Source organism: Salinimonas profundi (assembly GCF_014750655.1).
In the GTDB taxonomy this organism is placed as follows: domain Bacteria; phylum Pseudomonadota; class Gammaproteobacteria; order Enterobacterales; family Alteromonadaceae; genus Alteromonas; species Alteromonas profundi_A.
Genome location: NZ_JABBXD010000004.1, coordinates 171,484 through 196,608 on the forward strand (window position 1 = coordinate 171,484; position 25,125 = coordinate 196,608).

Annotated in this window: 15 protein-coding genes; 3 read left to right on the forward strand and 12 right to left on the reverse strand. The window is 43.1% G+C overall.

The genetic code is table 11. From position 1 onward, the window contains the following. Nucleotides 1-133: 133 nt before the first annotated feature. From HHX48_RS09660 to HHX48_RS09690, 7 genes are all read right to left on the reverse strand, one after another. Complete coding sequence (locus tag HHX48_RS09660) at nucleotides 134-1,561, reverse strand: hypothetical protein (protein ID WP_191024566.1); 1,428 nt, start codon at nucleotides 1,559-1,561, stop codon at nucleotides 134-136. A gap of 149 nt (nucleotides 1,562-1,710) precedes the next feature. Further along, entirely contained in the window at nucleotides 1,711-6,663 is a 4,953-nt protein-coding gene (locus HHX48_RS09665) for an AAA domain-containing protein (protein ID WP_223858232.1), read from the reverse strand. 115 nt (nucleotides 6,664-6,778) lie between these two features. Continuing rightward, nucleotides 6,779-7,798: a hypothetical protein gene (locus HHX48_RS09670; protein ID WP_191024570.1), complete on the reverse strand. Its 1,020-nt coding sequence runs from the start codon at nucleotides 7,796-7,798 to the stop codon at nucleotides 6,779-6,781. A gap of 22 nt (nucleotides 7,799-7,820) precedes the next feature. Continuing rightward, nucleotides 7,821-10,973, reverse strand: a complete 3,153-nt coding sequence (locus tag HHX48_RS09675; protein ID WP_191024572.1) for a type I restriction endonuclease subunit R — start codon at nucleotides 10,971-10,973, stop codon at nucleotides 7,821-7,823. 17 nt (nucleotides 10,974-10,990) lie between these two features. Continuing rightward, complete coding sequence (locus HHX48_RS09680) at nucleotides 10,991-12,913, reverse strand: restriction endonuclease subunit S (protein ID WP_191024574.1); 1,923 nt, start codon at nucleotides 12,911-12,913, stop codon at nucleotides 10,991-10,993. Beyond that, a complete protein-coding gene (locus HHX48_RS09685) occupies nucleotides 12,900-14,618 on the reverse strand; it encodes a class I SAM-dependent DNA methyltransferase (RefSeq protein WP_191024576.1) in 1,719 nt (572 codons plus the stop codon). The genes HHX48_RS09680 and HHX48_RS09685 overlap by 14 nt, the downstream gene beginning before the upstream one ends. A 3-nt stretch (nucleotides 14,619-14,621) precedes the next feature. Continuing rightward, complete coding sequence (locus HHX48_RS09690) at nucleotides 14,622-15,536, reverse strand: WYL domain-containing protein (RefSeq protein WP_191024578.1); 915 nt, start codon at nucleotides 15,534-15,536, stop codon at nucleotides 14,622-14,624. 169 nt (nucleotides 15,537-15,705) lie between these two features. Here HHX48_RS09690 and HHX48_RS09695 point away from each other — a divergent pair, with 169 nt between their 5' ends. The 3 genes from HHX48_RS09695 (at nucleotide 15,706) to HHX48_RS18945 (ending at nucleotide 18,387) form a co-directional block, all read left to right on the forward strand. Next, complete coding sequence (locus tag HHX48_RS09695) at nucleotides 15,706-17,484, forward strand: TniQ family protein (protein ID WP_191024580.1); 1,779 nt, start codon at nucleotides 15,706-15,708, stop codon at nucleotides 17,482-17,484. Then, nucleotides 17,477-18,010, forward strand: a complete 534-nt coding sequence (locus tag HHX48_RS09700; protein WP_191024582.1) for a hypothetical protein — start codon at nucleotides 17,477-17,479, stop codon at nucleotides 18,008-18,010. Before HHX48_RS09695 ends, HHX48_RS09700 begins: the two co-directional genes overlap by 8 nt. A 242-nt stretch (nucleotides 18,011-18,252) precedes the next feature. Next, on the forward strand, nucleotides 18,253-18,387 hold the full coding sequence (locus HHX48_RS18945) for a hypothetical protein (protein WP_263406932.1): 135 nt from the start codon (nucleotides 18,253-18,255) through the stop codon (nucleotides 18,385-18,387). A gap of 22 nt (nucleotides 18,388-18,409) precedes the next feature. Here HHX48_RS18945 and HHX48_RS09705 read toward each other — a convergent pair whose 3' ends face one another. From HHX48_RS09705 to parE, 5 genes are all read right to left on the reverse strand, one after another. Continuing rightward, nucleotides 18,410-19,447 (reverse strand): TniQ family protein, encoded by a 1,038-nt coding sequence (locus HHX48_RS09705; RefSeq protein WP_191024584.1) that lies wholly within the window; start codon nucleotides 19,445-19,447, stop codon nucleotides 18,410-18,412. 41 nt (nucleotides 19,448-19,488) lie between these two features. Next, the gene (locus HHX48_RS09710; protein ID WP_191024586.1) at nucleotides 19,489-20,451 is read right to left on the reverse strand and encodes a TniB family NTP-binding protein; all 963 of its coding nucleotides are present in this window, start codon (nucleotides 20,449-20,451) and stop codon (nucleotides 19,489-19,491) included. Further along, a complete protein-coding gene (locus HHX48_RS09715) occupies nucleotides 20,452-22,395 on the reverse strand; it encodes a Mu transposase C-terminal domain-containing protein (protein WP_191024588.1) in 1,944 nt (647 codons plus the stop codon). Further along, a complete protein-coding gene (locus tag HHX48_RS09720; protein WP_191024590.1) occupies nucleotides 22,388-23,008 on the reverse strand; it encodes a TnsA endonuclease N-terminal domain-containing protein in 621 nt (206 codons plus the stop codon). The genes HHX48_RS09715 and HHX48_RS09720 overlap by 8 nt, the downstream gene beginning before the upstream one ends. A gap of 113 nt (nucleotides 23,009-23,121) precedes the next feature. Then, on the reverse strand, nucleotides 23,122-25,017 hold the full coding sequence (gene parE / locus HHX48_RS09725) for a DNA topoisomerase IV subunit B (RefSeq protein WP_191024592.1): 1,896 nt from the start codon (nucleotides 25,015-25,017) through the stop codon (nucleotides 23,122-23,124). Nucleotides 25,018-25,125 lie beyond the last annotated feature (108 nt).

Here is a 25,125-nt window from a genome sequence, read left to right on the forward strand (position 1 = left end):
TAAACCATAAGATGACAAAAACAAACCACAGAAACCTTGACCATATAACGCATTGCTGATTCTCGCAAATTTCAGATTTAAGCATAAAGTGACAAAAAAACACTAAAAATAAACCATAAAGTGACAAACTAAGTTATAAGTCTTTTCGTTTAAGACTAAGGATCCGCCTCGTCGGTTTTATATTTGTTCGGCCTGACAGGTTCTCATTTTTGATCTCGGAATGTGGAACATCAGTGAGCCCTGATGTGTCAGCTGCCCCAAATAGAAGATCAGCTGCACCTTTATCAGCCCGACTCCACAATTCAACGACATCAGAGTTAATAAGACTTTCTGCAATTCCAGTATATATTCTGTCCACTTTTTCGCAGTTTGTTGTGATGTGACCTATTGGCACCGTTATGCCGCTATTTTTACTTACTTGAATATGGTACTGACAAACCGCCAACACACCGGGGATGACGAAAAATTCGGTTTTACCCATAAAAGGACTGCTCGCGGTACCTACTCCGTTGGGTATTCTATTTTTATACCTTTCTGAAATATTTCTTTTTTCGGCATGACTTAAATCAAGGTCAATTGGTAAGACTGTTGTTAGAGTGCCTCTTACAGTTCGGCTCTCGCCAAGTTCTATTTCTAATTTCCTGCTAAACTCTGAAAGAAGCTCCGCAGAAGCCGCCCAAAGAGGTACGTCAGCGGACACCCAGATAGCTAACTTAGCTTCTTGAGGATTCCAATCCCTTCTGGAAGCCCTTATTAGGTCAAAGATTTCTGTTCTATTTTCGGGTAAATAAATGGGGCCCAACATTGCTGTTGTATCACGGCTTCCATAACCTGTCTTACGTTCCGCTCTAGCCAACAACCAGCTCGCAAAATCAAACTCATCGTTTTTTATAAACTTGGTTAGCACATCATCTTCAACGAAGTCACAAAACCCTTTGAAGCTCATTCCAGACTCGGAAATCTTCAACGTTGCAAAGTAGTCAGCAACTTTAGCTTCAAGAGCATTTGATAAAGTATTCGAACGGGTTTCACCAATCTTTTCTAATGCAGTTCTATATACTTTTAACTGTCCCTGATCAGAAACACCAATTTGAATGTCTACATCTACAGGAATCTGCGCAATTCTATCGGGAGCTGTTGATGTGATTTTATACAGCCTAGTCCTTTGTGCTTCAAATAAACTTGAACGAGTAAATTCCAAATGTGCCCGATACTGTCGTGAAAAGTGTAAACAAACATCATCCTTGGTAGGCATAGCGTTTTCGTCGAGTGTTATCTCTGGTAGTCCAAAACGACTTTGGTCTAAAGTTCTTCTGCGTAATAGTTGATAAGTTAATAGATCAATAATGATTGACTCGTTGCGTTCCTCATATTCAATGAAAGAAGTACCTTCATTAAAGTTGCTAGCTTGTTTTGCTAGTAATGGCGATGGTTTCAATAACCCCGCGCTATCAACTGAAATCAGGCGCTTGTTGATCAAGGTTTCAACCAACACTTCTCTTTCCCTGCCAGAAAGCCCGAAATAATTTTGAATTTCACTCGCAGTAATCTCATCGAACATGAGAATTAGTCTGCAAGAAAAATCCTCGATCGCAGGGAGAGTCTTTTCTTTAGTCCAAGAACATTGCAATTTGTAACTTTTCGCCGGAATTAGAACAGTGACTACGTTCCCTCTTTTCCTCGACTCATGAACTGTGTTGTCAGTACTAATCATACCCTCTCCCCATCCATAAGAATTTTCTCGCAAGGCGCTATGATGTAATTATCACTATCTCTCTGTGACATTAAACCTATATAGCTCAAGACTTTACCAAGAGATGAATCAGACTTTCCTTCAGCCCACATACGTCTTGCCCCTATTATTATTAATCTCTCCTGCGCGCGAGAAATCGCCACGTTTATCCTTGGCGCGTCTCTCAAGAAACCTTGTACGGAACGCAAGTTGTCCCTTACTAAACTAAGAATGACAATCTTGTTTTCCTGTCCTTGATAAGAATCAACGGTGTCTATCTTAATCAAGTGACGTAATGAAACTGCCCATTCTGACTTACTGAGCTCAGATTCAATCAATTCCTTCTGAGCTCGATACATCGTGATTATTCCTATTGGATATTGTTGTTCATTACTAACTTCACTTTTCAATTTGGCTAAGACCGATAATCTTGCCGTGGTCAAATTTTCAAGTATCTTCAAAATTGCTTCCGCTTCCGTGCGGTTTATATACTTACCCGTATCTATAACTTCTTCACCCATTTTCCCTTTCATACCAGAGCTATCAATCCAACTAACGGCTCTATCCAGAGGAAATGGCAATGTATTGTACCAATTAGCAGGCTCAGGCCGCCCTGTCTTAAGTTCACCAACTTCTTCGGAATAAAAACAATTAGAGACTAAGTCACTGATTGGCTTTGCCATTCTGTATTGTGTATCTAATGTTATTCCTTGGTTTACACGAAATGCCCTGTAGAAATCGCTTTCACTAAACGCTTCAACAGTCACTCCGAGTTTTTTCGCTGCAACCCTCAATTGCTCCCTATCATACAAGGGAGGTAATTGCTTATGGTCTCCTACTAAAAGAACTCGCTTCGCACATTGAAGTGCTACCATTAGCTCTGACGCTTGGGCTCTCCCGGCCTCATCTACAATAACCCAATCGAATATTTTTGATTCTAATTCGATACTTTTCAGCCCCATTCCTACCAAAGTACCGCATACAAGTTGCCTGGTACCGACCAGAAAGCTGTCATAGTTAGCTTCCCCAGTGAATAAAGTATCCATCCAGTCCTGACTTAGGCTCAACAATTTATTTAAACGCTGAAGGGCTGAAGGGTTATTTAGACCATGCAACTCAGCAGCCTTAAACGAAATATCTTTCCATGGATTTGAGTCTTGGTCGAAATGTATATTGAACTCGCCTTGGAACTTCTTATCAAGAATGACCGAAATTCTTTCTTCGACAGCATGTAACTTATTGTTATCTTCGGTTATGTCGACAACGTCTGAATTACCTTTTCTCACTTTCTCCTCTTTGATCAACAGAAGGTGCTCTCTATTTTTGATCAGAGGTGCGAGTGTCCTGTGCAAAAAACATAAATCAGTTACTAATTCATCTGGCAATAGAAGATGTCGAGCGAGCATTGAAATCCGTTGTTCATACTCTCGATGAAACTTGTTTCTAATCTGCCTTTGAAGGGAAGCTGTATGTGCATGCAATAGCTCCTCATCAATCATTTGCTCTTGACCAATCCTCACTATATTCAGGTCAAATCCATGTGAACTACATACTTCTCTAGCCTTAATAGCTACGTTATCAACTGCTGTGTGAGATTGACCGACTAAGAGAATATTCTGTACATTTGCGTGCTCAAGAAGGTAGTGGATAAACCTGCTTGTAAATGCTGTTTTCCCTGTACCAGGAGGGCCCTGAAGAACCCCAACAGGACCATATGCATACAACTGTTGAAACGCATCCACCTGTTTTGGATTCATTTCAACAGTATCGGAATCATACAACTCACGGATATCTTCCTCTGATGGTGGCTCCGCATACTTTCTGCGCTCAATTTTAGCGTTGACATCAAAATAATCAGAAAGTCGTGATATTACAGACTCACTTTCAATAACTCTTGAGAGCGCTTTGTTTCTTCGGTCCCTTGAGGCTTTACTTCTAAGCGACTCAAGCTGGATAATCCCTCCCTTTTTTAACGACTTTCTGACGTATGTTCTTTTCGGCTTGATTGACAGGAAGTCTCTATTAGTTTCCTGAACAACCAATTCGCCAATGTGGGAGTCATCACCAGCAATCGAAACAAAAATCTGATCATCTTCCTCAAAGTTTAGAGCGCCCCCCTGCAAATCGCTGTAAGGAACTAATAAGTTTCCATTTCGATTTTCTTCAACATCGCTGGAAAACACTTCTATGGTTTGTAATATTTCCTCTTCGGAATCAATTAACGCTTTCCAAACCTGATTTGGATTCAGCTGCACACTTTCAAATTCGCCGTCATTAATTTCGTCTGTAATTCCACTTCCAAATTTTTCTTCCAAAAGAGTCAACGTAGAGTCTAAGGATAAAAGCAAGTCAATAATCGCTTTTTCATTTGCTGAATCTAGATTTCCATAACCAACAGAAATAGGAACGTTTAATTCTTCTTGTGCCTTACCTGACGCTGAAACGACTTCACTTAATGGAACTTTACTACGATAAGACACTCTTTCCACTGCTCGTATATTATCTTGAAGCCTTAAAGTAATCGTTAGTTGTGAGGATATTCCCGTGATATAGCAGTTTAAGAGATTCTCTCTTTTTCGATCCCACCTAGAATTGAGAAAATAACGTCCCTCGTCTTGTTCTAGAATTTCAGATTCTTGAGGAAATGAAGCATGCCCCCAGAGCACAGAGAGAGCCGCAGGATTATTGATTCCATCATTTTTTGGTTTTGATGAATCTATTAATACTCTCTCCAACGCTTCCAATGAAGGTGGTATGCCATTTTTACCGCTTAGTCCTCGTGTGAGCTCCTCATCGAGTTCCTTAGAAAAGTCATCGTCAAAAAGCTCCCTAACAAGCTTGTAGCACGCGACCCTATCTCTTCCAAATGAATCCGTAAGTGCCGGGTTGCTTGGACCATACTCGGTGTTGTGCACTTCAGACTCTTCTGTAAAATCAACAACATCAATCAAAGAAACTTTTTCTAGTTCTTTATTCTCAGTTTGGGAGTTGAACGAAACTATGATGTTATTGGGGTGTATATCCCCATGAGAGATATTTAGCGTATGCATACCATCCACAGTCTGAATCAGTGACTGCGCTAACTTTAGCCTTTGGTCTTCTTCCAACATAGTAAGTTGTTTTTGATCCCAGACTTCACCATCTATAATTTCAGTGACTAGAAATAGACCTCCTCCTTCAAGAAGTCCACAATCAATAATTTGTGGTACTCGGAAACCAGATTCTCTAACAATTTCTACTCGTTTTTTCAGTTGAATCAATCTTCTATTGATTCCAACTGAATCAACTGAAACTCTTACTTGCGGCCATATCTTACATAAGTACTCTTTACCTTCTTGAGTACTTTTATACACAAGCTTTTCGCCGTATCCTGGATTACCACCAATCGGAGGGTACTCATTAAATACATCGAAAATTCCGAATTCTCTCTTTACAAAATCGCTACCAATAAGTTTGTCATATACATCAATCTTGTCCGACTGAAGGGGTACCGCTCCTTTGGTTAGTTCATTGAATTTAGCCAGCATTTCAGAAGCATTATTAAACCTAGATTGAGGATCCCAGCTGAGCGAGCTCTCAAACCAAGAGTTTAATTTTCCGGCAAAAGGATCTTTACTGGAATCTGGCAACTTCCAGATTGGTACTCCATCTTCTTTGGGTAAGCTTTCACCGGAGAAGCATATTTGGTAGCCGAGAACAGCGAGCATAAATACATCTTGCTTGAACGGATCTAGAATATCTCCATCCATCGCAAGCTCGTCTTCAGGCAGCTTCATGTAAGAACTTTGTAGTAGTTTACGAAGGTCTTTTATACTTCCTTTTTCGGGGAAGAAAGCGTTGGCATAGCCTGATGTCACAATACTGTTTTGCTCTGCTGCAAACCACAAGTTATGACCATCTATATCACGGTGACCTAAATCCAAGCCGTGCAGTTCGGAAAAGGGAGCGAGTAATGCCCTAACCAAGTCAGCTCTCTTCTCTACTGACCATGTTGCTCCCTCACGTGCAATTAACTCATCTAATCTTTTATAAGTTCTTTTGAGTTCATAAAGTTCCGTGCATTCTTCACTAACATCCTCCGCCGTCAAAGGAACCAGCGGTCTTAACATTAGCTGCTCTAAATGGTTACTCTGGGCTTTAACATGGTTCAACACCCTGCTTTCTCTTAGAGCTATTTGTGCCCATTGTTCTTGGGTAGCATTCCCGATTCCAAGACGATTTAGATCCCAACGTCTAAGCAAAGCATTTAAATTCGGTGTTTCAACGTTGTACGCCTGGTATTCTTGATAAATACCATTTCGGTGCTGGAACCAGCAATCCTTTGATGATTCATAATCATAATAAATATAATTTTTGGCTTTAATCCTTGGACCTGCAAAAAACTCCTTGAATATTGGTAAGCAACGTTCGCTGTTAGGTCTAGAGTTATTGTTTCTCTCGAATACTGTATAGATGGCTTTCTTTTGATCAGCGGTGATTTTTTCATAACCATCAGAACTTCTTATCTCAAGGAATTCCTCTAGAGAATGTACAAAACGACGTTCTGAAGTTGATAAATTGTAAGGGGTTGCGCTACCGCACAACACAACATGTGCTTCTACTAAAGGAAAATAACCTAATTTATGTTCAAGTTCAGTTTGGAGAAGCTTCGCTATTCTTAAAGCATGTACTCGTTTGATTTCATATGGACTTTTCGATCTATACTTGCCGTTTAGATACCACTTACCATCACTACTTTCGAGCTTTCCATTCCATTCTTTTAACTCGACAAGTAATAATCTGTCGTGGGTAATGATTAAAGTATCAACATCCATCGAACCTTGATCGTCTGCGACCAATAAACTGGCATAGGCGAACCAACTGTCTCGAAGTTTTTCTTCCATGCGGGCAACGGCTCTGCGTTCGCTGGCGTGTAATCCAGTCCCACCCAAAATTTTTACTTTGATATCTTTACTCCTTTAAGATCTTTACTCTCAGCATGCTTACACTTTATAAGTGTTGTAAACCGCTTTTTTACTACTTCTTATCTCATGAACCTATTTCGTACTATCCACCCTTGAGTAAATAAAATACATAAGCCGCAGCCAATGAGCTACTTGCGGCAATAAACCAAGAAAGAAGGCTGGGCCAAATTCGTTTAACAAAACTTGGTTTTGACTCTGTAAGGTAAATTGACGTATTAGGGATATATTTTGCATGTATGTGCATTAAAATTCCCAACAAGGTAAAGGCACATATAACGAATATTCCTCTACTCTTCCAATCTGATATTTCGGGTAAGCTGATAAGTAAAACTGCGAATAAAATGCTATTAATATTCAGTCCATGCTTTCTGTAAGTTGTAACTAAGGCGTTTTGCTTTGGTTTTAAAAACTGAAATATCGATTCAGCTTTACCCAATACCCAGGATTCATTGATACCCGAGACTCTTATCTCACTAAATCCATGAACACCAAGCTCGATAACGACGACCCTATTGATGCCATAAGCTTCAGGCTCTTGTATAACCAGCTTTATGTATTGAAGGTGCTCTATATCATCCAACTGGCTAAAGAAGTCATCTGCATATTTCGTTAACTCTACACCTCGGAAATGATAAGTAACTATGACTCGACCGGCTGTGAAGTCCTTAGAGATATAATTCACAAGCTGTAGAAGGTCTGACTTAAATAGCCTAACCGAACCAATCGGAACGGTTTTATTGTGTATTTGTTCGGGATTTTTTGTCTTGTCTACTTTTTCTATGTTGTGGGGATACATCTCGAATGTTCCGCCAGTGCCAATGGCAGATTCCCATGAACCGTGCAGCCTGCCTTCTTCGTCTAAACGGCCTTGAACCGTTACCGTCCCCTGCACAACTCCCTCAATATCTTGTTCAGGTTCACATGTCATTTCTATGATGTCTGCTACTGTGCCTACACAACTGTATAAGGAAACTCCGAATACAGAATCCATAATACGAAGGCGTCCCTCAATACTCGCATCTTTCTGGGTAATCTCTAGAAAAACATTCCCTGTATTTGTACCGTAAATACGGCCAGCCCATTTATCTGCTAGTTTATCCATTGCTTTTATTCCCTTTAGCGCATTAACTCCAACTATTCGACAAAACTTCTGCTTGCTGCAAAATCAATTCAACAGCCTCAACTGCCTTGTCAGGTGGATATTTATATCGTTGCAATGTACGGCGAACTAGGATTCTCAATTTTGCACGCACGCTCTCTCTGACTTGCCAGTCTACTGTTGTCGATGCTCTTAATTTTTGCGTAATTTCAATGGCGATTTTCTTCAATGTGTCGTCGCCAAGCTCTCTTACCGCGCTTTCGTTATTAGCAAGCGCATCGTAGAACGCCACCTCATCGGGGTTAAGCCCGAGCGCTTCGTCACGCGCCATCTCATCCTGAAACTGCTTTGCCATGGCAATCAGCTCTTCGATTACCTGTGCGGTTTCAATACCTCGGTTATTGTATTTGCGGAGAGTTTCCTGCAACCGTTCGCTGTACTTTTTCTCCTGCACTACATTGTTTCGTGTTTTGGCACTAATGCCATCCTTGAGCAGCTTCTCCAATAATTCGACAGCGAAGTTTTTGTAAGGCATTTGACGAACGTCTTCCAAAAACTCGTCGGAGAGCAGACCAATATTGGGTTTATCCAGACCACACAAAGCAAACACGTCCGCAACGCCATCGGCTACGACGGCGTTATCGAGTATTTGCTTCAGTGCGGAATTTTTCTCTTCCTGAGTGAGCTTTTTGTTTACGTTGGTATGTTTAGTAATGGCTGCCTTAACCGCTGATAAAAAGGCAATTTCTTTGTGGTAGGCACGCGCTTCATCAAGAGTACTACATAATGAATACGCTTTACTTAAAGCCAGAACGGTATCGAGGAATCGTTTCTTTCCGTCATCCAGACTCAAAACATAGTTGGCCGTTGGAATAAGAAGCTTATTGGCATCCTCTTCAAAACCACTGTAATCAAAGCCCTGCTGTTTTGGACCTGCCGCGAACATGCCATGAATAATATCGAGTTTTTCAAGCAATATAGCGAAGGCCTCTTCGGCGCTATGAGTTGGCTCGCCTTTGCCTTTGGCATCGGTGTAGGTTTTAAGGGCCTGCTTCAGTTCGTTGGCAATACCTATGTAGTCGACCACTAGACCACCAGGTTTGTTTTTGAATACCCGATTTACCCTTGCAATTGCCTGCATCAGGTTATGGCCTTTCATCGGCTTATCGACATACATAGTATGACAGCAAGGTGCATCAAAGCCGGTTAACCACATATCCCTTACAATTACTAATTTAAGCGGGTCGTTAATATCCTTGAATCGTTTCTCAAGACGCTTTTTAGTTTTCTTGTTGTAAATATGGGGTTGCAGCAATGCTTTATCCGATGCCGAACCTGTCATAACAATTTTAATCGCACCTTTTTCTGGGTCGGGGTCGTGCCAATCAGGGCGTATCTTGACGATTTCATTGTAGAGATGTGCACATATATCGCGGCTCATCGCCACAATCATGGCTTTACCGTCCATGGATTGCGAGCGAGTTTCAAAGTGTTCGACTAAGTCTTCTGCAACTTGCTGAAGTCTTGGACCTGCACCCACCAGTTTTTCGAGGCGACTCCATTCCCCTTTGGTTTTCTCTCGCTGGCCGACGTCTTCTTCATCTTCAACTACTTCATCTACCTGATCAGACAGTGCTTCGATTTCTTCACGGTTCAGATCCAACTTAGCCAGACGCGATTCATAATAAATCGGCACTGTTGCACCATCGTCAACTGCATCCTGAATATCGTAAATAGACACATAATCACCGAATACAGCGCGGGTATCTTTATCTTCGCTGGCAATAGGTGTGCCGGTAAAACCAATAAATGACGCATTCGGTAAAGCATCGCGCATGTGCTTGGCGTAACCGAATTTATAGGTACCGTCTTTTTTGAGCGTGGCCTTAAGGCCGTATTGACTGCGGTGTGCCTCATCGGAAATCACCACAATGTTATGGCGACCATTCAAAATGGGATGACTCTGCTCTTCTTCAAGTAACGCAAACTTCTGTACTGTAGTGAAGATAATGCCACCAGACTCGCGCTCAGCAAGAAGTTGTCGCAACGTGTCGCGGTCTTCTGCTTGTGCCGGCTCCTGCTTGAGTAACTCCATTGCAGCGCTAAAAGTAGCAAATAACTGCCCATCCAGATCATTACGGTCAGTAACAACAATCAAAGTCGGGTTGTTCATTTCAGGTTGTTGCAACAGCTTACCTGCGTAACAACACATAGATATACTCTTGCCAGAGCCCTGAGTATGCCACACCACGCCGGCCTTCTTACTGCCAGGCACAACTTGCTCACCATAGGTAGCGCGTTTTTCCTGAATGCCTTTGCTTGAGAGTTGCTGTGATGCAATCACCGTTGCTTTTACGGCTTCTCGCACCGCGTGGAACTGATGATATCCGGCAATCTTTTTGATCAGCTTGTCATCGTCAGTTTCGAAAATGACAAAGTAGCGGATGTAATCTAAGAACAATTCACAGTCGAAAAAGCCTCTAACCATGGTTTCAAGTTGCCAATCGAGCATAGGCCTGTCGTCTTCATGCTTAATGGTACGCCATGGCATATAGCGTTCCTGATTGGCGGTCAGCGACCCAACACGGGCGTTAAATCCGTCACTGATGACAGAGGCTTCGTTGTAAACAAATAGGTCAGATACCTCGTCTTTGTAGGTCTGAATCTGATTAAACGCGTCCCAAATATCCGCGTTCTCTGCGTTGGGACTTTTCAGCTCCAGGACGACAAGGGGAAGGCCGTTGATAAAGCATATAACGTCAGGACGTCTGAGTTGCTTACTTCCTTCAATGGTGAATTGGTTAATAGCTCTGAAGCGATTTGCCGAGATGTCTGAAAAATCAATCAGGAAAGCATGGTCATGCACTATCTCATCGTCACGTTTGTATTCCACCGGCACACCATCAAGTAATAAACGGTGAAATGCCCGATTGCTGAGAACCGTATCCAGACTCTCTGGTTTGCTGACAATAGCGACAGTCTGCTCCACGACAGAAGCAGGAAGATGCGGATTGATGCGAGTAATTGCCGCTTCTAAATCAGCAAGTAGTAATACTTGTCGGTAGTCCTTCCGTTCAGGAGTTATCCCATCGTGGGCAATATCTGGGCCATGGGCGATTTCCCAACCCACCTCGGTAAACCATTCTAAGCACTGCTGTTCTAACTGGTCTTCAGTCATTCTGTAAATTCCTTTTCTCAGTCCCAATTGTCTATTTCATGACGAAATTTATCTACAAGCCGCCATGCTTCATTTTTATTTTCGGGAAGTACCAAACCTTGTTCATGTAGCCAGCTTAAGGTTTGATGCAATTCATCCTCATCAATTGGGGGCAAACCTGCATTAATACTTAACTGATAAGCTTTGTTCAAAAGCTCTGATGTCTTTCTGTAAGTTTCCTTAGGAAAAGCCAGAAGCACCAAGGCCGTTTTTTGGTCAAATTGTATCTTGTTACCAAGGTATTTGTTCAAAATAGCAATTATCGCGTCCATGAAGAAAGGTATACTCACAACTCCATCAACGGTAGCGGAAAGGACTTTATCTAGAATGGGATTCTGACGAAGGGTCCGCAAAAATACAGGAAGCTTTAAATACTCACCCCCACCTTCACCTAACGAGCCAGTAATTTTAGTCATAAACCCAATAGCACGTATATTTTCGAACTCGCTTGAGACTCTTTCACTCTCTACAAAGTGAGACTTTGATGGTAAGTCACTTTCGATTTTTTCGATCAACGCGGCTAGGTCGTGTGCTCTATCATACTCAACTTTTCCCTGCGACTTCACTTCAGCATCAACACTCAACTCACCAGAAAGGAGTTTTGGCAGCAGGGTTTCTCGAATTGATTTTAAGGTTTCGCTTTCCTTCCGATTTGCCATGACCAAGTCATTGAGCTTTTTAACATGACTTTCAAATTTTTCTTGTAAACTTACCGTGGGAGTAACCAATTCAATACTCTTCAAGTGCGATGATGGTCGTGCAATAGAAGGTACTCCCACTTGTGAGGCATTCGATAATAGCAGGTGCTGACCTAAAAAAGAGCGAAAGAAATAAGCCAAAAAGTATGGAGAAGCTTTCTCTCTGTCGACTCTCAAAAAGAACTGACGTTGAGAGATTACATATCTGTCCCATTTTGACTTGGCCGGTATAATTGATACCTGCCCAATTGAGCCCGCGTGAGTGAATATTATATCCTCAGGATAGACATTTGAGTTTTTTAACTTATCTGCATGTTGCTCAGTTATAAAGTTGTTATCACCATCAGTTACCAATGTCTCTTTCAGATGCTGACCACTTATGATGGGAACACCGTCCTCTACAAAAGTAGATACTTTTATATTTGAGCCAAATGGTCCCATCCCGATTTTTTCAGATAGGCTTTCAGTTTTTTCAATGCTCCATCCACTTGGAATCTCTCCCAACTCACTTTCCTGCATTGCTGATGGGAACAACGCGGCGTTGGCGCGTAGTTCGGCATATTGCTCAGGTTGGTCTGCCTGCATGATGGCGAGCTGACCGGCATCTTTGCCGGAGATGGCTTGCATGGCGGCGAGTAGAGCGTCTTCGTCACTACCGCCGGCTGCCAACGCTGCGATTTTGGCTTTTACGGGTTCAAAATCTACAAACCAGCTTTTAAAAATGGCTTGCGCAACCTGTTCGAGGGTTTGGTTGATTTGTTGGTCGAGGTGGATTTTGTTATCAAGCTTGATAAGTGGTTCAACTAACTGACGTCGTTGTTCGATTGTATCAGGAATTTTAACTTCTAATCGATGTGCGTTATTACGGTTTAAACCTGGTACCGCTGCATCGGTATTCATGTCTTCTAAACCAAGACTAGACAGCAAGTAGTAGGAGAAATACGCTTCTTCTATATTGTCATATTGGATGTAAAATGCTGTGTCGCTGACCCAACATGGCTTTTCACTAATGTGAATTTTTCCAACAGTTCCTTTTCTTCCAATGATAACAGCATATGGTCCAACTAAAGGCTTGGAAGAATAGGTATATACTCCGTTAGATCCAAATACAGGAACACCATCTGACAGCTGATCTTTCTTCGCGATAGCTTTTCCATAAACAAATGGTGAAAAGTCACCAACCCTCGTATCAACCCAATTCATATCCCAGCTCCCCTAAATTCCGTTTTATCTCACCCTCCAATCGCTCACTCTCCGCAAATTGTTCACTCAGTTGTAAAGTCAGTCGCGCCATTTTTTCAGAAAAGGGTTCGCCATCATCTTCTTGCGCCGCCGCGCCCACATAACGCCCTGGCGTTAATACAAAGTCGTGCTTTTTAATTTCATAAAGTTCAACAGATTTACAGAAGCCAGCAATATCCTCATACCCCTCTCCGCGCTGCCAGGCATGGAAGGTGTCAGCTACTTTAGCAATGTCTTCTGATGTAAAGTCGCGCAGAACCCGGTCGCGCATATAGCCGAGATTGCGGGCATCGATAAATAGGAACTCGCTGCGGCGGTCACGCTTTTTCTCGTTGCGTACCACGCTGTTGGATTTATCTTTGGTTAAAAACCAAATACAGGCGGGAATTTGGGTATTGGTAAAAAGTTGCCCTGGTAATGCTACCATACATTCCACAAGGTCCTCTTCCACCAACCGCTTACGAATCTCGCCTTCGTTATTAGTGTTGGATGACATGGAACCGTTGGCCAATAGAATACCCATGCTACCAGTCGGTGCTAGATGATGAAGCATGTGCTGGATCCAACCAAAGTTGGCGTTACCTTTAGGAGGCGTACCGTACTTCCAACGCACATCTTCAGCGAGTTTTTCGCTCCACCAGTCTTTTACGTTAAATGGCGGGTTAGCCATTACAAAGTCGGCGCGAAGGTCTGGATGCTGATCATCCAGAAAGGTGTCGGCATTCTTTTTACCAAAATTGAAGTCTATGCCACGGATGGCCATATTCATGGCAGCCAGCTTCCAGGTGGTCGGGTTAGACTCCTGACCATAAACGGAGATATGTTTTTTCTGTTCAGCCGCATCGTAATGCTGATCTTTGGCGTGTTCTTCGATAAATTTGTCACTAGAGACAAAGAAGCCGCCCGACCCCATTGCTGGGTCGTAAACGCGACCAGAATAGGGTTCCAGCATCTCCACGATCAGGGTGACGATGCTCTTTGGTGTGTAGTACTGACCGCCCTGCTTACCCTCAGCTAAAGCAAACTGACCGAGGAAATATTCATACACGTGGCCAAGAATATCCTTGCTGTGCAGGTTCAGCTTTTCGCCGTTATGTACCGGGCGGGAGAAAGAAGTATCAGAAAAGGTATTTATAAGGCCCAGTAACTTGTCATTGTCCAACTGATACTGGCTGATGCGGTTCAAGATACCTTTAAGTTTGGCGTTACTCTTTTCAATCTCATCAAGCGCATTATCAATCAGCCAGGAGACTGAACGAAGTTTTACACCATTTTCCGCTTCATCCAGCCAAAGTACTGTACCTACCGGTAAGACAGCCTTTTCCTTTAGAGTTTTCCAACGCGCGGCTTTCGGTACCCAAAACACATTGGTCTCGCGATAGTAATCCAATACTTCCAGTTCATCAGCAATCGCTTGTTGGTATTCTTCGTCTGACTCGAAGTCTTCACGAGGCAAATAGTAAATATTGTCGTCACTGTCTGTATTAAAAAGCTCAATTAACTGCTCCTGACGCTCCTCAAACGCGTCTGACACGTATTTAAGAAAAATTAGGCCTAACACCACATGTTTATAGTTTGCGGCGTCCAGATTGGCTCTGAGCTTATCTGCGGACTTCCATAACTTGTCGTCCAACGCTTTTAAAAACTGTTGTTCCGTGTTGTTCACTGTTTATTGCTCCATTGATACTGTATTTGCAAAGCATCCGACCGCGCCGGGAGCCAAGCTGATATTTTCGATAACTGATTTAATTTGAGAATTTTTGAGCCATAAGTGATTCTGCTCTGATGGCAGGTCGGCATCTTCTGAACAATCCACATTCCAGTAGCGCAGAAGGTATCCGGCAAGCGCTGCCCGCGTTTCAATTACACGCTTTCCTTCCTGCATCTCAAAATCTAATTCGATGGATTTTTTGTGCTGTAGCTTTGGGTGTGGCACGAGCTCAAGGCTAACTCTTTGCTGCCATTGGGCATCTGCACTTGCTGTTTGTGCCTCGTCAATAAGGTGTTCTGAAGATGACACATGCTCAATGCGGGTACATACAAAGTCTCTGAAAGATTGAGATTGGAGATCGAACGCTCTGACATGCCATCTTTGCCCGTTATTAACAATAGCGTGCGGTACGATAGTGCGTTCACTTTCGCCAGAACTGAGCGAGTGATAACAGATTGTAATAGCAGAACGAGACGCGATAGTGCGAGTGATCGTTCCGACTAATTCGGGCTTTGGAAGCACCAATGTGGGCGCATCAAAGATCCAATCAATCTGCACTCTGGGGTTTGCAAACCCATCACCAAAACCTTCAGAGAGGCTTTTTAGCACTACAGAAGGCTCGTGATTAAATAGCGGCGTGAATTCTTCAGTTCGGTAATAAAACTTATCACGATGGGTGAAAGTGACGTTGTGTGGCGCAAGTGAGGTGTACAGCTTGAAGTCGCGTGAACAACTTGCCACACCCACGTCAAAATGAGCAACGAGCGTTGTGCGACTTACCTTACCGACATACTCCAGGCAATAGTCTATGAATGCCAGCCTTTCTCGCTGTGCGTACTGAATATTAAGCAGATCACCAGTTTGATTACTCACCCTGAATTTCACATTTTTGTTGTAATTTTCTTTACCTTACTGCAATCCCGCCTGGCTATCAATTTAATCCTATCAATTAGATATTATTAAATTGATCCTATCATTTTAATACGATCTTTTGAAAATCGGTCTACACTGTCTATCAAAGACGATGCAAAAGGCGGTTACGATGAGATTTTTGATTAGACCCTTCCCCAAAAGAAACGAGCACTTATTGGCATTTATGATGCGGGTAAGTTGGCTAAACCATATGCGGTGTTTGCAAGACCTGTTGTTCTCCTGCGAACTTGACACCCTGAATTGCAGAATTGCGCACAGAAAGCTGGTAACCGGAGCATTCGACGTTGATGTTCTCGCTCACAATTTACAGCTCGACGTCAGCTTGCTTGAGGATAATACGGTTAATATCGCGGCGGTAAAAACACTGGCTTTTAACCAAGAGTTTCCGACCGATATGCTGGATTTTTCTCATCCTAAGCTGTGTCGTCAGTGTTTCGAAGAAATGGGGTACATTCCGTTTAGCAGCGCAATGGTGCCTATGACTGTTTGCCCGAAGCATGGGTGCGATCTAACACGCTGTTGGCACAGTGGTACGCAACTGAGTTGGGGGGAACATGATATATGGTCGAAGCTGGTTAAAGAGCCCGATGATTGTTCAACAGCATCTGAAGATGCAATAGAGTTAAGTTTACTTATCGTCAGACTCTCCAGCGGAATACCGAATACTACGCTACCTCAACCCATTCACTTGTTGTCACTGTTCGATCTGATGCTGTTATTACGGTTTATTGTGAAATTCGATCCTCGGATATCGGGTAGCAGCAGACCGCGGCATGCCCCCAAAGATGCTTGGGAACAAGCATTTTCATTACTCAAAGAATGGCCGGCTTCAGTTTTTCCGTTATTTCTTCACAGTGAAACTAGGATTATTCATACTCATACTGGCCATGGAGTGAGAGCCTCCTTTCGCGACATTTATGACGAACTGTATGCTGGCCCGTACCGCAATACCTATGCTTATTCATGTTTACAGAAGGCATTTGAGGCATTCATTCAAAGACCAGATTCCACAACGCCATTGTGGAGTCCAAATCACAAGCTACTACCCAGCGAATGTATACAGAATATGTCCTGTAAGCAGGCGATGCAGCTTTTAGGGCTTCGTGAGAAAGGACTTGAACGACTCATTAAGCTTGGATTGCTTAGCGATGTCAGTGAAACACAAAGTGGTGTAAGGCTTCTGCGTAAAGCAAACGTGCTGAAATTTGCTGCTGAACAGTATCATTACATTAACCTGTGTGATTTATGCAACATAATGGAGCTCAGCCGTTCGAGTGTTGTACAGCTGGTCAAAGAAGGTCTACTTCCCTCCGTTGCGCAACCGGACGATGAACACCGAGATTGGCTTTTCGATACACGGCATATCAGTCGCTTTATTCAGGGGCTGAGTAAGGGCGGTTGCCGAGTAATTAATAACAAAAGCGTACTTCCCCATGCGCCGATGCGCAGCCTCCATTTCAAGGGTAAATCAACGGCAGTGGTCGTTTCCGATATGCTGGCAGGAAAGGTTAAATTTGCTTTCTACCCTGACAAAAACCGCCCACTCTCGCTAAACCAGTTCCATCCGTTAATAACCGATGAACCAGACTTCTCACACCTCGGTTACCTGATGCCAAAACAAGTGACTCGATTGCTGGGTGTAAACCTGAATGCAGTGTATGACCTTGCGAAAAGGAATTACCTAGATAGTCAGATGATCAAGCTGCCTTCCCATTCTCGAAAAATCTGCCTGATTACCGCCGAGTCGATTAACGCATTTAAGGCGAAGTATGTTTTAAAACCCCGAAAGCGAGACAACTTGGTCTGCATAAGTGGGCCCAAAATTGATGGTGCGCTACTGAATATTTACCGCCACGTTCACGTCTCAGAAGGAAATAATCATGGCTAACTTCGATTCAATAATGGAATGTAAAGCGCTTTGGTTAGGTGACCTACTACCAGCAAAGACTATGTCTGAAATAGAGCAGTTGTGCGCTAATGAAAATCTGGAAAAGTTACCCCACAAGCGCTTTATTTTACCTCATTCTCTAATTGGTGAACGCGGATTTACGTCACCAAGAGATGCCGCAGAACAAGCCTACTTACAAGTCCTGGCACATGTAGGGTGTATTCCCAGTTGTTTGCTGTTTGGACACAGTCTGTCCGGACAACAACCCCGAACCCAACGGGTACTATCTGAATTGCATGCTTATGAGTACATGTATCTCGGCATTGAGTCCATGCTACACAACCATACAGATTCAATATTTTTGGATGAGGCAGAATACATGTTCGCCAGCAGTATCATGATCGATATTTTCGGCTATGTTGCAGAGAAAGGCCCGAGCCTCGGCTTTGACTTTCAAGACTCCCCTGTTGTCCAGTTTGCCAATGTAGGCTTAAAGGGCATGACTTCATCGTTAAACCTAAACTAAAAGGAGACGCTACCATGCAATCTCTTATTCCCTGTATCTCAAGATCCGGACGTAATAGCCAAGAGTGTGTATTGGTAAACCCTGACGAACTTCAAAGTTGGTATGGATTCGCTGGACCTTACCAAATTGCTAAGACATGCATTTCAGTAGAACCTACTGAGGATTGGAGTATCGTGCTGGAGGATGGAGCAAACCGAGTATGTTTGCTGCGCTCGTCCAATATAGATTGCACTGAGACACCCATGATTGACCTTGTAGCGATACTTGGTCATGGCGTCACGCTTTCTCCATGGCAGAAGCTTTATTTTCGCACCAGTGGGTACATTGGTGTTTACGTTACGTATTTGTGTGATTGTTCGGGTATTGAGAATGCTTAATAACCGCGAAGAAAATGTCGGGCTAATCGTCTCGGTTGGCCTCGCGACACAATTTCAATATTGAATCAGCATTATTAGCAAAGTCACCTAGCTTAATTCTTTTCTGCCCTTGTCGAATTTCAGGCAAGACCGTATCTATGGCTTGTGTTAGTTCGTCGATATCGACTTGCCAAAGACGGGATATCATATCGATTGAAATGAAGTTTTGAGCGTCTTCAAAATGACCGGAAGTAAGAGATGCTTTCATCACTCCTGCAAATTGAAAAGCTGTTGAGTCGTTTATTACTTCTCGGTATGGATTAAATACTACACTAGGATGACTCTTGGAAAATTTTTCTGATATCTGCTTCGCCAATCGTTCGCTCCCTTCTTGCGGTTCATCCATTAGTGCCAGAGCAACGTCCTGTAACTCAGAAAATCTTGCCAAATCTGCTTTTCTAATGTCGTTCAGCGATTTAATACTGCCGTCGGACACCAACCTTAAGTATGGGTGCAGCTGTTCAATTCGGCTATTCAGAATGGTGAGCTTTTCCTGCATCGACTTGTCGGTGCTATTGAAAACCTCATTAACTTCGTGTGCAAAGCGAGTATTGCCTGACTTTTCAATTGTGACATCCATTAATAAAGACTGACATTTCCGGCAGTGTTTATTAATAACTGAAGCAGTATCGATACTTCCATGGCAATTATCACAACGGTTTATCAATGCAACACCATGCAAATGACAGGACGTGTACTGTCGAAAATCCCAGATCGCCCTCACGTAATGTCTCTCTTTGAGACATTTGACACAAAACTTTTGCGTTAAGAGATCGAAAAGCTTAGGAAAGTCTTTTTTCCAGACGTGTTTATTAAAGAGCTTTTTCCCAAACTCGAAAGCAATAGGGTCAAATGCTTCATCTCCCCCCTCTTGCCCGGTTTTACAGCTTCCGGGCTCACTAAATATTACATGCAGTGCATCCTGAAAAGTACAGTGATTTTCCGATGCTACACGATGTAAGAAACCATCGTGCGATTCATCATCGTAGGACTTGGGGCGGATAAGAAAATCTTTAAACAACCTTCAGCTCCATATCCTGTATTTTGATTGGATTACAACTTTCACTTGGTTTGACCAATTTTCAACTTTTTTAGCGACTCAAGAGGAACACTAGCAAGATTTAAAGGATTTTTATTGTCTGGTAATTCAAGGTGCTTTTGTGATGCCTCAAATAGCTGCTCTATCGTTACATAATCAGTATCCTCGAAGATAGCAGTATACGCAGCAGGCTGAATAATGCGTTCCATTAAATAAGACAACCTCCCCTCTGCCGCTATGAGCAGTCTAACTGCAAGCTCTTGGTCAGCTAAATTACTGCGTTTGGAAAATGGGAGCTTTTCATCAATGCTGTCAAGAAGCGCCAACCATTGTGAAAATGAGTTTTCGTCGTAAAAATCTACTTTAAAGCGTCGAGGAAATCGCGTTTCCACCTCGGGATCCATATCAAGTAGTGTTTTGCATTCGTCCTCTAATCCAACCAATACCACAAGCCTTTTAGTATCGTTAATGACGGTCTTCACCCAGGTCGCAGCTCTAACAATGTCATTTTTAGTGCCTCCTTTAAAAGCGTTGTGCCATTCATCGATAATGATCACTTCTACCCCTGTTTTTTCAGCCAAGTCCTTGAAAGCGGCATTCAGTTCAGATGCACTCTCCGTAGACCTTCTAGGAGGAGCTCCTAAGCTATGCAGAATAGCTCTAGGTGCAGCTTTGGGATTTTTGTCGTTAGGCAGTGAAACGTATAAAACAGGCTTTGAGGAGAAACTTTTATCTTCAGTCTCTATTTCACGTTCGGGATATTTGTCACGGTAGTATTCAACAATTGTACTTTTGCCAGCACCTGATGGGCCGTAAATCATTATGTTGTTTGCTCGTGATTTAAAATTATTTAGAACACTTAGGCTATGTTGATTTTTAATGGCTTTATAGATGTCACTAAAGCGTTCAGTAAACACTGTTAAATTTGAAACTTCTAACAACCGTTCAGTTTGTTCTTTGTCAAGCTCTGTTAAATCGAAGTTCATCTAAGGCTCCATATCTTTGGGCAGTTTGGAAATAGTAACCTGTTGCTTTAGTAGCGAATCGACTGTCTCGCTCTTTTTGCTCTTTTCTCGAGACTTATCTTGTAACAATGTCGCAGGCTTGCCTGTTTTTCCGGCTCCCATCATTTGTGCTTGCTTCAATCTTCTTGTAACAGACTTGGTCTTCGACACACTCTGCTCAATACTTAGTTGTATTTCGTTCCAGGCTCTCGCTATGGACTCCTCATCGACTTTCGCTCGAATCTGTTCCCGAACATATCTTTTTGCCATCTCGTGTTGTTTAACACTAATCCCCTTAGATATCTCTTGGTTAGACGCCTCTACTCTGAAGTATTCACCTTTGCTCTCATCCAACACGTAAATGTATCCAAGGTCATCTCTATTGACTTTGATTTGGACCTTTCTTATTCCCTTCATCGATAACTTGAGTAACTGATCTGAGTAATAAATCAATCCCTCATTCGTTATTCCCCTTTGCCCTATAGTGCGAGTTTTGTTTTCACAAAGCATCAAGTCCAGTTTGTGCTCGTCTACCATTCGAATACCGACAAACTGTTCATCTTCTAGCCAGGTTTCGTTGGGAATTCTGGTTTCTGTTGAGTTGGGGGTGACCTGATAGATTTCTACAATCCACTTCAAAAAGTAGTCTCGTAACTCTGATAAACTGAGGACGGCGTTTTTTTCCGAGTGATACTCGTTTGACGACGCAAAATTGGAAAATACTTTGCCCGGAATATCGACCATGAACTTTTTGTTCAAAGTATTAAAAAAGGACTCAATAGAACCTTTATTCCATGGTTTGCCGGCGGGATTAGCATTTCCTGAGATTTGAAGTTCCAGAAGCGCGTCTCTCAGAAAGCTGCTTTCAAAATCTCGACCTCGGTCGTAAGACATAGATTTGAAAACTCCGCGGCAAGGCCAGTGCCCATTATCAATAAGAGGACAGTCTTCAAGTAGCTTACTTTTGTCCGAAATTGCCATTTTCATCGCTTTAGCAATGCTTATGTAACTTGGGTCCTCAAAACCTATGTAAAAACCTAAAATTGACTTCGACTTCCAATCAATAATACATGTTATTCTTGGTCTGCCTAGTGGAATGCGGTATGTATCGTCGACCACAAAAAGGTCTGCAACGGTATGGTCAATTTCAACACAATCGAGAATATGGTCGACAGTATGTGATAACGCACTTTGATGAGACTGGCGATACCTTTTGGCAGCTTTTTGCTTTCCGACGTGATGAAGTAATTTTTCATACTCCGATAACTTTTTCGCTTTCCTATTGAATGCTTGATAAGAGATTAACTTTAATTTTCCTTCCTTAGGACGATTGGCATTTTTAAGCGAAACTTCTGTTTTAAAATACTCATATGCTTTCGCAATTGTCGGCCTTTCTTTTTTTAAAAGATATTTCAACGAGTTCTCAATTAACTCTTCAGTTTCAGGCGTAACCCGCGCTTTTCTGTTTCCTTTGCGAGGGTTTTGATCCATCAATCCCGTAATTTCTGATGATTCATACCATTCAATCCACCTTACAACACTTCGCCAACCAGGTGCTTTTTCACCTCTATTATCAGCTATATGTTTTAAGACAGGTTCCATGTTTCTCTTTGTAAATCCAGTCAATTTCGAATCTAAGATGCCTTTTACATAGGCAAACCTCTTTATAGCAACTTCTTTTTGTTTCTCGGGAAATGATGCAAAGTCTTTTGATAAGTTTTTCTTCAAAGATTTCGAGCGCTCGTCGTATACCGCAATACTCATCTTTCCGAGAAATAATTTTTCGTCGATAACCTTACGAGCGACTTTTTCAGTGTCACCTATAAAGGGGTCCTTCAGAGTAAGGTAAGTATCTTCAACCTGTATTATTTCCAGACGCTTTTCATTATCTGTTATTAAAAAAGTACCAACCGAGTAATCATTCATTGTTCGATGAAACCTTGGATGTAAGACCTAAGGCGATGGAATTGATCTCAAAGTTAAGCTCATGCAGTGCAATGAGCCGATAAATATCAATCAAGTTAACATCTATCTGGGCAAGAATTTCAGAAATGCTCATGCAACCATTGCTGCTAACTAAATTAATAATTTCGTTTTCTAGGTCTTGTGGAAGAGGAGTGGATGCTCTGGCATCGCACAAATGCTTGAGATTTGTAAAATAGGGACGGGCTCTTATGCGCTTCTCGGTAACCACCTCGAACTGGAAACCAGATGCATTTGCATATTCACCAATAACATTAAGCTCCTCCTCTATTTCATCATCAAGGAAGCGGGTATCTTTTACTTCATATAACTTCTGTGATTCGTCAACAAAATCGACTAGAAAATCAGCCGTGTAGATATGATAGGTTCCCCTGTAAAAATACCTGATTGGCTCTGGCTGACTCTCATAAGCAACTACATCATCATCCCATTCAAGGTGGTAGCAGAAATCCCGTTCAAGCAAACTTTCAGTCAAAATGGTCTTTCGATTAGGTTTGGTAGCGGGGAAACTGCAAACCGTAATGCCTTTCCGACTCTTTAAGTCTCGCCGTTTCATGCTCTTCCTATATCAATCACTTTCTATATCCACTATAGGAAGAAGCGTAAATTTGTCAACTTATGGTTTATTTTGTCACTTTATGATTTCAATTTGTCATCTTATGGTTTAATTTACAAGATGACTTCGGCTTTATTGCCTTTGCTTTCCAACCAGTTGCGACGATCGCCACTGCGTTTCTTGGCCAGTAGCATGTCCATCAGTTCAAGCATATCAGTGGCATCTTCTATGGTAAGTTGCACCAGCCTGCGGGTGTTGGGATCCATGGTGGTTTCACGCAACTGCATCGGGTTCATCTCGCCCAACCCTTTAAAGCGCTGGACGTTAACCTTACCACGTTTTTTCTCTGCTTCGATACGATCTAGAATGCCCTGCTTTTCCGCTTCGTCCAGGGCGTAGAACACTTCCTTACCGACATCAATTCTGAACAGCGGTGGCATCGCTACATAGACATGCCCGTGCTCCACCAGCACAGTAAAATGTTTCACAAACAGTGCGCATAACAAGGTCGCGATATGCAACCCGTCAGAATCGGCATCAGCCAGAATACATATTTTACCGTAGCGAAGGCCATCCAGGTTTTCGGCTGCAGGATCGATGCCCAGCGCGACCGAAATATCATGAATTTCCTGAGAGCCAAGAACCTGGGAAGAATCCACTTCCCAGCTATTCAGAATTTTTCCACGCAGTGGCATGATGGCCTGAAACTCACGATCCCGCGCCTGTTTTGCCGACCCGCCTGCAGAGTCTCCCTCCACCAGAAACAGCTCGGAGTAGTTAATATCCTGTGACGAGCAATCAGTCAGCTTGCCCGGTAGTGCCGGGCCCTGTGTGACCTTTTTGCGCGCCACTTTCTTGTTCTGCCGCATCCTGCGCTGGGCATTACTGATACACATCTCGGCCAGCGCTTCGGCCACATCGGTATGCTGGTTCAGCCATAAACTGAAAGCATCTTTAACGACACCCGAAACAAATGCCGATGCCTGCCGCGAAGATAACCGCTCTTTGGTTTGTCCGGCAAACTGCGGATCCTGCATTTTGGTGGATAAGATATACGCACAACGATCCCAGATATCGTCTGGCGTCAGCTTAACGCCTCTGGGCAATAAATTTCGAAACTCACAAAATTCGCGCATCGACTCGAGCAACCCTTGTCGCAGCCCGTTTACATGCGTCCCGCCCTGTGCGGTTGGAATCAGGTTGACGTAACTTTCGGTTACCAACTCTCCACCTTCAGGTAGCCACATCACGGCCCAGTCCGCCGCTTCGGTATTACCGCTGTATGCACCGACAAACGGCGCATCAGCAGGGATAGTTTCATACTGGTCTACCGATTGATGCAGGTAATCCTGCAGACCATCCTCGTAATACCACTCGTAGGTTTCTTTTGTGACCTTGTTATCAAACTTGATGCGCAGACCCGGACATAGAACAGCTTTTGCGCGCAGATTGTGAATCAGCCGCGAAGCCGAAAATTTGGCGGAATCAAAATACTGGGGGTCAGGCCAAAAATGCACCCGGGTGCCGGTATTGCGCTTGCCGCAGGTGTCAACCACTCGCAGGTCTTCTACTTTATCGCCGTTGGCAAAATCAATCTGATAAACATTGGCATCCCGACGAATTGTCACTTCAACTTTGGTCGACAATGCATTTACTACGGAAATACCCACCCCGTGCAAACCACCGGAAAAGGCATAGTTTTTATTGGAGAACTTACCGCCGGCATGTAGCTTGGACATGATCAGCTCGACCCCGGAAATCTTTTCTTCCGGGTGGATGTCCACCGGCATGCCGCGACCGTCGTCGGTGACCTCTAACGACTGGTCCTCGTGCAAAATAACTTTTATATTCGACGCGTGACCTGCCAGCGCCTCATCCACGCTGTTATCAATGACCTCCTGCCCCAGATGATTGGGTCTGGCAGTATCGGTATACATGCCCGGCCGGCGTTGAACCGGTTCCAGGCCGTTGAGAACTTCAATTGCTTCAGAGTTATATTGATTTGCCATAGGTATTGTTTTTATTCTTGGTTAATGCCAAATATTCTGGCAGGTCCATACGCCGCACTGCGCCTCATGATTGCGATGGTAGCACACGTTGGTACGATATTAGCAATT

Bases quoted from the DNA above. Each gene is read 5' to 3' on its own strand.
- HHX48_RS09660 (WP_191024566.1), bottom strand. From the start codon at position 1,561: ATGTTCGATGAGATTACTGCGAGTGAAATTCAAAATTATTTCGGGCTT.
- HHX48_RS09670 (WP_191024570.1), bottom strand. From the start codon at position 7,798: ATGGATAAACTAGCAGATAAATGGGCTGGCCGTATTTACGGTACAAAT.
- HHX48_RS09675 (WP_191024572.1), bottom strand. From the start codon at position 10,973: ATGACTGAAGACCAGTTAGAACAGCAGTGCTTAGAATGGTTTACCGAG.
- HHX48_RS09680 (WP_191024574.1), bottom strand. From the start codon at position 12,913: ATGAATTGGGTTGATACGAGGGTTGGTGACTTTTCACCATTTGTTTAT.
- HHX48_RS09695 (WP_191024580.1), top strand. From the start codon at position 15,706: ATGAGATTTTTGATTAGACCCTTCCCCAAAAGAAACGAGCACTTATTG.
- HHX48_RS09700 (WP_191024582.1), top strand. From the start codon at position 17,477: ATGGCTAACTTCGATTCAATAATGGAATGTAAAGCGCTTTGGTTAGGT.
- HHX48_RS18945 (WP_263406932.1), top strand. From the start codon at position 18,253: ATGATTGACCTTGTAGCGATACTTGGTCATGGCGTCACGCTTTCTCCA.
- HHX48_RS09710 (WP_191024586.1), bottom strand. From the start codon at position 20,451: ATGAACTTCGATTTAACAGAGCTTGACAAAGAACAAACTGAACGGTTG.
- HHX48_RS09715 (WP_191024588.1), bottom strand. From the start codon at position 22,395: ATGAATGATTACTCGGTTGGTACTTTTTTAATAACAGATAATGAAAAG.
- HHX48_RS09720 (WP_191024590.1), bottom strand. From the start codon at position 23,008: ATGAAACGGCGAGACTTAAAGAGTCGGAAAGGCATTACGGTTTGCAGT.
- parE (WP_191024592.1), bottom strand. From the start codon at position 25,017: ATGGCAAATCAATATAACTCTGAAGCAATTGAAGTTCTCAACGGCCTG.